14 protein-coding genes and 1 pseudogene are annotated in these 11,977 nt (G+C 32.1%); all 15 read right to left on the bottom strand.

All coding sequences use genetic code 11. The annotated features are described in order from the left end of the window. Positions 1–203 (bottom strand): annotated as a pseudogene (locus MWH28_RS12665) (hypothetical protein); the annotation flags it as partial. A gap of 193 nt (positions 204–396) precedes the next feature. Continuing rightward, positions 397–792: an FMN-binding protein gene (locus MWH28_RS12660; protein ID WP_248619756.1), complete on the bottom strand. Its 396-nt coding sequence runs from the start codon at positions 790–792 to the stop codon at positions 397–399. A gap of 361 nt (positions 793–1,153) precedes the next feature. After that, the gene (locus MWH28_RS12655) at positions 1,154–3,073 is read right to left on the bottom strand and encodes an ASKHA domain-containing protein (protein ID WP_248619755.1); all 1,920 of its coding nucleotides are present in this window, start codon (positions 3,071–3,073) and stop codon (positions 1,154–1,156) included. A gap of 22 nt (positions 3,074–3,095) precedes the next feature. Beyond that, positions 3,096–3,404, bottom strand: coding sequence for an ArsR/SmtB family transcription factor (locus MWH28_RS12650; RefSeq protein ID WP_248619754.1), 309 nt, complete (start codon positions 3,402–3,404; stop codon positions 3,096–3,098). Between the two features lie 431 nt (positions 3,405–3,835). Then, complete coding sequence (locus tag MWH28_RS12645; RefSeq protein WP_248619753.1) at positions 3,836–4,129, bottom strand: hypothetical protein; 294 nt, start codon at positions 4,127–4,129, stop codon at positions 3,836–3,838. 198 nt (positions 4,130–4,327) lie between these two features. Then, complete coding sequence (locus MWH28_RS12640; protein ID WP_248619752.1) at positions 4,328–5,044, bottom strand: LysM peptidoglycan-binding domain-containing protein; 717 nt, start codon at positions 5,042–5,044, stop codon at positions 4,328–4,330. 347 nt (positions 5,045–5,391) lie between these two features. Further along, a complete protein-coding gene (gene mutT, locus MWH28_RS12635; protein WP_248619751.1) occupies positions 5,392–5,781 on the bottom strand; it encodes an 8-oxo-dGTP diphosphatase MutT in 390 nt (129 codons plus the stop codon). Between the two features lie 13 nt (positions 5,782–5,794). Next, positions 5,795–7,720: a DNA/RNA helicase domain-containing protein gene (locus tag MWH28_RS12630; protein ID WP_248619750.1), complete on the bottom strand. Its 1,926-nt coding sequence runs from the start codon at positions 7,718–7,720 to the stop codon at positions 5,795–5,797. A gap of 292 nt (positions 7,721–8,012) precedes the next feature. Beyond that, positions 8,013–8,897, bottom strand: coding sequence for a nuclease-related domain-containing protein (locus MWH28_RS12625; RefSeq protein ID WP_248619749.1), 885 nt, complete (start codon positions 8,895–8,897; stop codon positions 8,013–8,015). A gap of 156 nt (positions 8,898–9,053) precedes the next feature. Further along, entirely contained in the window at positions 9,054–9,257 is a 204-nt protein-coding gene (locus MWH28_RS13085; protein ID WP_248619748.1) for a carboxymuconolactone decarboxylase family protein, read from the bottom strand. 117 nt (positions 9,258–9,374) lie between these two features. Further along, entirely contained in the window at positions 9,375–9,626 is a 252-nt protein-coding gene (locus tag MWH28_RS13080; protein WP_248619747.1) for a carboxymuconolactone decarboxylase family protein, read from the bottom strand. 203 nt (positions 9,627–9,829) lie between these two features. After that, positions 9,830–10,072 carry a TIGR03905 family TSCPD domain-containing protein gene (locus tag MWH28_RS12610; RefSeq protein WP_248619746.1) on the bottom strand — a complete coding sequence of 81 codons (243 nt, stop codon included), beginning with the start codon at positions 10,070–10,072 and terminating at the stop codon, positions 9,830–9,832. Positions 10,073–10,086: 14 nt separating this feature from the next. Then, complete coding sequence (locus tag MWH28_RS12605) at positions 10,087–10,173, bottom strand: hypothetical protein (RefSeq protein WP_248619758.1); 87 nt, start codon at positions 10,171–10,173, stop codon at positions 10,087–10,089. Between the two features lie 17 nt (positions 10,174–10,190). Beyond that, positions 10,191–10,328 carry a hypothetical protein gene (locus tag MWH28_RS12600; protein ID WP_248619745.1) on the bottom strand — a complete coding sequence of 46 codons (138 nt, stop codon included), beginning with the start codon at positions 10,326–10,328 and terminating at the stop codon, positions 10,191–10,193. A 756-nt stretch (positions 10,329–11,084) separates the two neighbouring features. After that, positions 11,085–11,977, bottom strand: an 893-nt coding sequence (locus MWH28_RS12595; RefSeq protein WP_248619744.1) for a methyl-accepting chemotaxis protein, incomplete at its 5' end; no start/stop codon positions are given.

Genomic DNA, 11,977 nt, shown 5'->3' with positions numbered 1-11,977 from the left:
CTAACTGGAGTTCTGAATGAAAAGTATTCAAAGAAATTTTTAATTAAATGCGACAACTTACTTGACAAACACCGAAATCGAATACCACTGATTGGAAAATTATTAATTGCACGTTCTGTTTGTGCACCATAGTAAGCTGTTTTAGGAATCATAATATTGCCTAATGTATCATTTTCAATTCGATATTGTTCATTTGTATCCATTGCTTCCCTCCTTTAACCAATTTATAGTGAAGTTTGTTATTATTATACCCTGTCTCTCTATAGTTTAAAACATGAATCGTCACCAATTTTTTTATAAAAAGTCCAGAATTCATTCTATATATTCATAAGAAAACTCTCCCTTCATTTTTACTAAAAGGAGAGTTTTCTCTCTTTTTTACTTCAAATAACTTTTTTAGTTAGCCTCATCCAAGGCATTATCAACAGCTTCAATAATTGCTTCACTCGTTGCAGTAGCTCCACTTGCTACATCTACATCAGTTGATTGTGCTTCTTTAATATTTGCTGGCACTTGCTCAAGAGCATCATCTGCTATACCAGATGTTTCATTGTGAGAAAGAACTTCTATCTTAACAATTTCTCCTTCAGAAACATCCACTTCTACCTCTACTTCTCCATTAAAGCCTTCACCAATTCCTATAAAACCTTCGCCAACTTCTACATCTGCCTCATCATTGCTTGATGTAGTTTCTTCACTGATATCTTCACCGGCAGAGTCAAACATTCCTTGACTAGCAAAAACAACCATCAAAAGTAAGCTTAAACAGACGAATAAAGTAGCTTTTTTCATCTTTTCACCTCATTTCTAGTAATATGTTAAGTAACCACACAAAACAAATCTAGAAATATTGAGAAGCTTAGATTAGAAAATCAACTTTATTTTAAATCTCCTATTGGAAAAAATTTTATTATCTAAGCAGCATAAAATACTTTTCAATAACCTCTAATTATAAATTTCACAATATAATCCTGTTAATATATTTCTATTAATTTACTCTTCTATTTAGAAGTAAAAATCATAAAGAAAAAACCAGCTCTATTAAGAACTGGTCAATAAATTATCTCGCTTCATCATCTCAATAATCTTCTTATTCAATTTCCGACTAACAACCTGTACATCTTCATCTCCTTCACCGGGCTAAACTTTAATTTTATTTTCCTGTTACTGAAGGAAAGAGGTTCAAATCAGTATGAGGAATAAATTGAGCTGATACAAATTCATCCATAAAGTCTTGGCTATAATTTTCAGCACTCAACTCAAGATAAGTCATCTTCTTAGCTATTTCTTGCACCTCTTCAAACTTATCTTCGGATAAAAGACTCATTCTTGCTCCTTTTAGTGAAGTATTCCCGATAAACTTAAATTTATCTAATGGTAAGTCAGGTAATAGACCTATCTTCAAAGCATCATCTAGGTTTATATAATTCCCAAAGCCTCCGGCAATTAATACCTGGTCGATAAACTCTTCAGTTAAAGCCATGCTGTTTAACATCATTCTAATTCCAGCATAGACAGCTCCTTTAGAGCGGAGTAAGTTTTTGATATCATTTTCTGATATCACTATATCCTCTTCTATCCCTGCATCATCAGCCCAGACCAAGACAAATTCTTTATCATACTCTCCATCTCTTAGTCGCTCATGCTCCAATTCTTCATCAAACTTTCCTGACCGACCGATAATTCCTACATCCTTTAATAAGGCTAATAGGTTAATCAAACCTGATCCACAGATACCGATTGGTGGAACATCACCGATTGTACTATATTTGACTTCATAAGTCTTTGGATCTATATCAAATATCTCAATTGCCCCTGACATCGCTCTCATTCCATAAGTAATTCCTCCACCCTCAAAAGCTGGGCCAGCTGAACAAGAACAAGTCATTAACCATTCTTTATTGCCTAATACTAATTCTCCATTAGTACCAATATCAATAAAGAGGGTTATTCCATCTCTATCAGCTATTTCAGCTGCTAAAGTTCCTGAACTTATATCTCCACCAACAAAGCTACTTACCCCAGGTAAACAATGAATCAAACCATCCTCTTTAATCTTAAGGTTCAACTCTTTAGCTCTTAATGGTGGGACAAAGCTGACAGTTGGAATATAAGGCTCTAATCGAATATTGTTAGGATCTATCTCTAACAATAAATGGATCATTGTTGTATTACCAGCTAAAACTGCTGTCTTGATCTGACTCTGCTCTATTCCTTGTTGACTGACAATCTCATCAATCAAGGAATTCATAGTACCAATTACAGCTTGATTAAGTTTTGCTAAACCACCTTCATTCTCTTTAACAAAGTTAATCCTACTGATTACATCATCACCATAATTGGCTTGCTTATTATAGCTACCTTCGCGAGCAGCGACTTTACCAGTTGCTAAGTCTACTAATTCTACCACTACAGTAGTCGTTCCGATATCTACTGCTAAACCATAATCAACCTTTGGATCATCTAATGACTTTAGTTCAGTAATCTCATAATTATCTCCTAATTTTGATAATGAAACCTGAGTCTTACAGTCATTTTCCCGTAAATGAGAAGCTAAATCCTTCATTACAGGTAATGAAGCTTGTAATGATGAAAGGTCTCGATCACGATTAAGCTCAATCTGTAGCCTTTCTAAGTCACTAACATTATCTGTTAGTGATGGTTGATTCAACTCTAGCTCTATCTGACGATAAATAGGATCAAGCTTCAGTTTTTGAGTAGCTGCTAACTCTTCTTCTGTTAATATATCTTCTCTTTTATCAACCTCTTCTTCTATAAAGACCTGATGCTTACTCAAACGTGATTCTGGTGGAATCTTTACTATTAAATCACCTTTCACTTCTGTCTTACAAGCTAATACATAGCCCCGTTCTAATTTATCAGAGGAAAGATTCCCTTGATCAAGAACTTCGGCTTCTCCTTCTTCAATGATTACTTGGCATTTACCACAGGTTCCACTACCACCACAGACTGCTTTCAAATTGATTCCAGCCTCTACTACCGCTTCTAACAGGTTAGTTCCTGAATCTACTTCTACTTCCAATTGATCTGGCACAAGTTTAATTAATGACATTTTTCCCCTCCTAAAGGCTAAATTAATTATCTTCATTCTCTTTCTCAAGAATTTCCTGAGAAGTTGTTACTAATTCAGATAGATTCTCTAATAATATCTCTTTCATCAGTTCATAAGCCTTAATTAATTTTGGGTTACAGATATTATAATAAACATTTAATCCATCTTTTCTAGTACAGACTACCCCCTGCTCACGCAGTATAGCTAAATGCTGAGAAGTGTTGGCTCTACTGATGCCCATAGTCTTAGCCAATTGATCGACATTTTTTTCTCCTTCTTTTAGTAAGTAAATAATCTCAATCCGCTTAGCATGGGCCAACACCTTACACATATCAGCATGAAGTTCATATATCTTCTTATCTTTTATTTAAATCACCCCCTAAACTAATTAAGAAATTTATTAATTAGTTATTTATTAACTATTATATTCCATCAAAATTTATTTGTCAATAAATTCTATCAATTTCTTTTCAGCATTACCTCACCATCTAGACAAAAAATAACCAGACCTTAAATAGACCTGGTGTGATTCTCTATAAGATTTCAAAGCTTAGTAAAATAATCTCAGCTTTTTTAAGATCTGACCAACAAATTATCTTGCTTCATCATCTCAACAATCTTCTTAAATCTTCTTATCCAATTTTCGACTAACAGCCTGTACATCTTCTCTCCTTAATCTGCTTTAGTGCTTCTTCAACTAACCATACTACTCTTTGTATACTTATTATGGCATTACTAAAGTATTAAAAGCTCTAGATATATCTAGTCTTTTTCAAGCTTATCTAATGATTTATTAATTTCATCAAGTTTTCTTATAATAACCCAATTCTGTTTAACTAAAGCTGATAGATAACCAACAGTAGCTTGTTTGTCAGCAGAAGAAAATGATAAAGTCATACCTGCTTTCATTAATCCAAGTCCAGTTAAATCATTTGAAATTTCTTCTAATATCTCTAAATCTTCTTTGTCAATATTATTTAGCTTATACTTGTTCATAAATTTTTTAACCTTTTTATTTTGCTTTTCTTTTTTATTTTTTGAACCAAAAAAACCCACAATACCTCCTCCTTTTTAATTATGATAACTTACTTGACAAACACTCAGTACCACTATCTCTATTTATTGCTAGCTTAAAATGAGTATTAAGATAACAAAATTTTCTTTGTAATCTGAGCCAACATCTGCAATCATTATATACAATATCTAAGGAATTCAACTCCTAAGATTGGCACAATGTTGGCCCGACATAAAAAATTATAATTCAAGTTTAATTTCATCTTGTCGGCTACCGTCTTTCATACTAACTGAGAATACAGCCAAATAATCAGCTTCCGCTGGAATATCAGCTAATTCTATCTCAAAGCTACCCCAATGCGGACCAGCAATAGTAGCAGTCGTACCACCTTCTTTCAAGACTTGTCCGTCTTCAGTCTCTAAAGCATAACTAACATGGGCTTCAAAAACCCGGGCCAATCCTGAAGCTCTAAGTTGCTCACCCTCGGATTCAAATTCAATCAACTTAATATTATTATTTCTAGCAGCGAAGATCTCTGCTGGTAATAGAATAACCTCATCTTGCAGTAGCTGATCAGGATTAGTAAAGTTATTATGCTCAATAATTTCTTCTAAATCAAGATTATGTCTTTGGGCTAACTTCCAGAGGCTATCATCTGGTAGAGTAATATAGTAATCAAGTTCATCATCATTAATATTAATCTTAACTTCTTCGCCAACGACTAAATTAGTAGCTTCTAATTGCGGGTTCATCTCCTGTAAAGTATCTAAATTAACTTTAAAACGCTGTGCAAGATCATACAATGTATCTCCAGGTTGAATAATATAGCGAAAATAGTTATCTTCTTGAATTACTATCTCATAATAAGCTCGCCCTAATGTATCAGCCTGTGCTTGTAGTGGAATAGAAAGAAAGATCAGCGATAAAATACTTATTATTACTGTTTTTTGTTTCATTCAAACACCTCCATTATTTTTACTTAATAATAGTATGTAAACTATCTTCAATTATTATTAAATTTTTATGTTAGTATAAATTTCTGGACACATTATTTTCTTAAATTAATTTTTTAATTAGGCGATAAGTGAGCATCAAGCTGGTGATAATTTTTTTAGCGTGAGGGCCAACACTCAAAAGAAAAACTCTTATCCGCTAAGATAAGAGCCTACTAATTAATCTTTGGTTTTTAAGTGTTGGCCCTAGTACTAACCTTGAGCCTTAAGTTTTAGCTTATTTCTATCCTCTTTTGAATTAATCACATGCATCTTTCTATGGCAATTTGGATAAAAGGATTGATCTATTTTCAATTTAACTCCTCCTTTATTTGATCAACAATCTCTACATCAGCAGGTACAAATTGATAGTTATTTAACTCTGCTAAATCAACCCAACTAGCAGCATTATGCTCCTTAACCTCTATCTCTCCTGAGCTTAACTCAGCTAGGTAAGCAAAGATTCTAACCTTACCAAAATTATATTGATAAATACTTTCTGTAATAAATCTAGTAATCTTAATTTCTACTCCCAATTCTTCTTTAATTTCACGGATTAGACTCTCTTTGGGGCTTTCACCCTCTTCAATCTTTCCTCCAGGAAACTCCCACATTCCGGCCAGTTCTTGAGGTTTATTTCGCTGGGCGATAAAGACTTGTCTAGCTTCATTAACCATAACTGCAGCTACTACATCAATCATATTATCCTCCTTGTCATTTTATCTCTCTAATTCCTGACTTGACTAAGAAGTCATAAGTGTTATCTAATTGCTTAAGTTTAGGTAGATAGATAACCATCCCCTTCCTAGCTCTTGAAAGTAAGACTCGGTAAATATTCTTCATTATCTCTGGAAAATCATTATATTTATTTCCATGATATTTAACTGCTTGTGAATCTATCTTCCATTGACTACCGTCATAATAATAATCCCCTCCAAAACAGACAATCGGATAATCTAACTCTAAGCCTTGACAGGCAAACTCTGAAGCACCTTTTTGAAACTTCTTACTCTCTTCTCTAAACCAGTTACCAACTTCTTCAGACTGCATATAACTTCCTTGATATCTACCATTATTGATATACTTTCTTATACCTTTATCCCAGACCTTAGAAGAAATTAATAATCCATAGCTTATCCTTTGATCAGCTGTTTCCTTCTGCTTAATAAATTCTTTACCTTTTGTAAAGCTTCGAGTTATCCTCAGAATAAATCCTTTTTGATGCATTTCGGCTAAATGCTCTCTTGCACTAATTAAATCACCTTTAAGTAAGGACTCTATCCATAAACTTGTATCTATAAAATGGCTTCTAATAGAGTAATCAAGGTTCAATCGCTGATCCACCTTTACAGTCTCTGCATTATTAAATAACTCTTCATATTTAGGAGGAGTATAGACGTGCCACTGATTGATCCCCTTTTTATTTAATGATCTCTGCCATAATTTAATCTCTTCTTCTTCACCGGTATGTATAGCTTGGCCTTCACCTATAAAGCAGATTATCGTTGCACTACCTTTAATTCTATAAATTTTATTACCTGCCTTTAATAAAAAATCAGCTTCTGAATAATTACTTCCCATCTTCTTTTCATCCCAGGCCCGTTGTGCTTCATCAAAAATCACTACATTCTCCAGTGGTGGCTTAGGATTATTCATATGCTCCCGCTTATAACTATACATACTTCTCACATAGGCCTTACCATTCTCTCCTAACTCCTTTATTTCATTATCCAATATATTCTGTAATACACTGATTAATGGTCCATTACCCGATAAGTAGATAGCAGCTAATGGTTTTTTATCTTTACTATATTTATATCTATTATAATCATAAAGAACCTTTAAAGCAGCCAAAGTCTTTCCAGAACCAGGTACTCCAGTTACAAACACTAGATTCTTTTGCTTGTTTTTTATCTCATTTAGATGAATAATCTCTTTTAAATAATCTACAGTCTCTGCGATTTGACCCTCTTCAATATTTTTAATTTCAGGCAACTCTTTCTTTTCAAAAAGCTCCAATGTCGCCTCTACAATATTAGGTAAAGGTTGATACTCAGAATTTAACCACTTGACTACATTCTCTTCCCGAGCAGGATTTAAGTTCAATCTGCTTATTTCTGTAACAAAATTATTAGCAGTCAATATTTTAATTCCATCTTGACTGGCATAATTCTTCACACCTTTAGTCAATACCAAATACGATATTATCTCTAGATTCTGCTTATTAGTTTGGTGATGATAATTTTTAATATCTCTTTGGTAACCTATCAACTGTTCTAAATCATTATAATTATAACTTTCTTTTCTTTTAAACTCTAAGATAACTACCTTCCTTTTTGAAACTAATAATACATCCGGCCTTCTTCCTCCTTCCATTGGTAAAGAATATTCAAAAGCCAAAGATAATTGACTATAATCTTCATCTATTTCTATCAATCTTTTAAGCTGTTTTTTTAAAAATTGATAACAATTTTGCCAAGCAATCATCTGTTCATCATTAACTTCGAACCCAAGATGCTCACTAACAAAGCACTTTAATTCATTTTGAAACTTATCAAGATCTTTAGTTAAAAAGTCTTCTATCTTTCCATAACCTCCACAATTTCTAAGTTGCTCATCTCGATACCATTTAAACTCCATTTCTTATTCTCTTCTCCTTTAACTCTAATTATTAATCTTCATTATAAAAACTTAGTCAAGAAATAAGATTATCCTGCTTAGATAATTATTTTTATCCTTCAATTAGATCCTGTTTAAAGCCAACTTATCGAATTGCCACAAGAATTTGCTTCCTTTAATGTGATTATTATAAATACCGAAAATTATGCAATCCTAATTTCCATTAAAAAAGAAAAACTCTTATCCGCTAAGATAAGAGTCTACTGCTAATTAAGATATTTAGTCCTTTAACTGAAATTCTACTTTTTAAAGTTTAATTTCCAGAAATATATTCAAGATTATATTTTGCTAATAGCCTCTTATTAATTTTAAATTCGATTTCTTCAAGCAACTCAAAATGGCTTTGCAAGATTTCATTTATAATTTTATCACTTATTTCAGGAGTTATAATACTAGCTTCCTTGTTCTCAACTTCCTTAATCAACTCTAATAATTGCTCTACATCATCAAAAATCCATTCTCCATCACTATTTGTAATATTAAATACTGCATCTCTTTCCATATTGATTATTACATTCATAATCTGACTCTCTTTAGGTAATAAGTCGCTAACTAGTTTTCTTACTTCCTTGACATGATACTTATTTTGATAATAAGGACTTTTCCTTTTAGGCTCTTTATTATTCTCGACAATCCACTCTGAATCAGATAAATCACCTTCTATTTTCCCTTTCCATTTCTTTATTTCAATAACATATATGTTCCGCTTTCCTATAAGTAAACTATCAATCTGTCCTAAATATTTTTCATTTGTACTCGGAATATAGATATTGTTAAGAACTTTAAATTGATCATCACTTAATATCTCTACTAATTTATCTCTAAATTCATCCTCTCCTCTATCACCCCGAATATTTAAAGAGCCATTTTGAACTGTTGTATAAATCTCATAATCTTTCAAGTAATCCTTTTCATATGCAGATCTATAGAAAAGACTAAAGATTAATAACACAGCAGTTATAAATAACAACTGATCAAGCTGGAAATAATATACTTTCCCTAACATTAAAACTAAAAATAATATTACACAATTAATATTTGTTTTAAAGTTAGATTCTTGGTTAACAATTTTTCTTTGTACAGTCTTAAAAACTAAAGAACTATTCTTTTCATCTCTTTCTTTGATTATTTCCGCCATGCCATCCCCCTTAACATTGATATATATCCATATTTCTCCTTTTATTAATTTATCCAAAATTACTTCTATAGATTCTTCAAAAAAGAAAAAAGCCAGATCTGTTTAAGATCTGACTTAAGATTTTGTTATTTTGTTGATCAACACCAAAAAGCTAAACTACATCTTACTAATATCTTCTTCTTCTCCTTCTAACTCAACCCCTAATCCATCCGCAGTACGATTAATATAATTCAAATAACTTACAACTTGATTTATCTCTAAAATATCCTTATCTACAAAACCATTCATCTTTAACTTTTCTATCTCACTTTCTTGAATATTAAAAGGTTCTGTTGTTAATTTTTCAGCATACTCTAACATTGCTTCTTCCCTTTCAGTTAAATTAACATTCTGGTAATCTTGAGCAAGATGATGAATATCCTCTTCAGTTACTTCTTTCTTACTTACTCTTTGGAGAGCCTCTCCATGATGAGTAATTCAATAATGACAAGAATTAATCCCAGATACCACTACTGCTATCATTTCTCGATCTGCTCGTGATAAATTAGATTTCCCAAACATTATCGCCTTATATAAATCTAAATGTGCTTTTAATATGCCAGGATTTAAAGATTGCACCTGTAAAACATTAGGAATTTCATCTGAGTGACTCATTTTAGTTAATTGCTCATATATCTTCTTCAATTTCCCCGTTGCTTCTTCTAATTTAACCTCTTCAATCCAACTCATCAGTTACCTCCCTTGAAGTTTAAAAGCTTGTCTTTACTTATATTATAATCTAATATTTTCAAATCTATCATTAAACTTAATTATTCTTTTATATCATTTCTAATGAACAAAAATAAGTAGAATATGCACATTGCTTTTTAAGAATTAATTTCTGTAATATTCCTTAAAGTTCTCTAAACATCATTAATCATTTAATACCTCTTTTAATTATCTGTTACTTTTCGTAAGGCTTTACTCAACTGATCAGGACAAGATGTTCCATTACGACAGGTTATTCCTGCTAATTTATCAGCTACCTCATCTACAGGTTGGCCCTTAATTAAATTAGCTATTCCAGCCAAACTACCACTACATCCCCCACTAAATTCTACCTCTTTAACTACTCCATCTTCAACTTCAAACTTAATCTCTTTAGGACAGATACCATCAGGCTTAATCGTCTCCATTCTACCCCTCCTCTCTAATGTGTCCACTCAACAACCTCCAACTCCATCTGTTCTTTAATTAGACTCTTCACCTTCTTTCCAAAAGGACAAGCATAATTAATATCATCAGGTGTCCCTTTTAAGATACAAGAAGCAAAGACAATCTTTTCTGCTCCCCGCTCCCTTCTTTTAACAGATAAATAATCTCAATCCGCTTAGCATGGGCCAACACCTTACACATATCAGCATGAAGTTCATATATCTTCTTATCCTTCATTTTATTTTCCTTTGAACTAATTAAGTAATTTATTAATTAGTTATTTATTAATAATTATATTAGGTCAAGAAAGATTTGTCAATAAGTTCTACAAATATTTTTTCAGCAGTATCCTACCACCTAAACAAAAAAAATAACCAGATCCTAAAGAGATCTGGCTAAAAAATATACCATAATTGAAACAGAGACAATGCCTTTATTGGTTTTTTATTTTTAAATAAAGTTAGACACTTATAGCACAAACCTCAGAGTTATCTAAAAATTAATAGTAGCTAACTCCTAACACTAATAAAATTAGAATTAAAAAGATCACAAATGCTCCATGTCCATGCTTACCACCTAAAAATTCTAATGTCTCAGCCATTACAATCCCCCCTTTCTTTAGTACATTATATTCATTTTTGGATTGAATTGTTAAAATAAGGTAAATCAAAAAATGTATGAAACATTATATTTTAAACGGGCCAACACCAAAAACAAACGGAATAGTAGTACTGACACAATTACTCAGTACCACTACCCCTAATTATCACTAGCTTAAGTTAAACATCAAGCTAACAATATTTTCTTTATAATTCAGGCCAACATCTGCAATTATTATACATAATATCTAAGGCAACCAACTCCCAAGATTGACACATTGTTGGCCCGAAAAGAAAAAAGCCAGATCTGTTTAAGATCTGACTGGTTAGTTGAGATAGTCGACTCTATCTAACACAGAATAATATGAATTGAAATTTTTAAGTATAAACAGATTTAAATTTCAAATTCCTCTATTAGTTCTTGTAACTTTTGAGCCATTTGAGCTAACTCTTGTGATGAATGAATGATTTCATTAGACATTTTACTTATGTCTTCAGTTGCACTTATTACCTCATCACTATCTTGTGCTATATCATTTGTAGCTGTTGCTGTTTGCTCAATTTGAAGTGATGTTTCTTCTACTTCAGTTTTAATTTTTTCAAATACTCCCCCAGTTTCTTTAGCTATTTTTTGACTTTCTTTAGACTTTTCTTCCACAGTCTTAACCTCTTTGATTCCTTTATCAGACTGTTTTTGAGTTTTATTAATTAAAGCAACAATTTTCTCAGTAGCATCCGAAGTTTCTTGAGCTAATTGTCTAATTTCATCTGCTACAACAGCAAATCCTTGTCCATGTTCTCCCGCTCTAGCTGCTTCAATAGCTGCATTTAATGCTAATAAATTAGTTTGTTCAGATATGTTAGTTATTAACTCAACTATTTGACCTATTTCTTTCGAAATATTATCTAATTCATCAATAGTTTTTACTGTTTGATTGATTGAATCATTAATTTCATTAATACTATTAACAGTTTGACTAATCTTTTCACTTCCAATATTCGTCTGTTGACTAGCCTTCTCAGAAAAACTTGCTACTTCTTGCGCACCAGCTGAAATCTCTTCAATTCCCGCTGACATATTTTGAATTAAACCATGAGTTGTTTCTATGCCAGCATTTCCTTCTTGAGCAGCAGCAGATAATTCTTGGCTGTGTGAAGATAGATTTTGACCAATATCCCCTATACTTCTAATAATACAACTTAAATTCTCTTTGCATTGTTTCTGATAAATCAAGTATTTTCTAAAAATAATTTCATAGTCCCACTTTAAGCTACTTTTGAATGGGC

Origin of the sequence: Natroniella sulfidigena, from assembly GCF_023223645.1 — a bacterium.
GTDB lineage: Bacteria > Bacillota > Halanaerobiia > Halobacteroidales > Halobacteroidaceae > Natroniella > Natroniella sulfidigena.
This window is presented reverse-complemented; position numbering and strand designations above follow the sequence as displayed.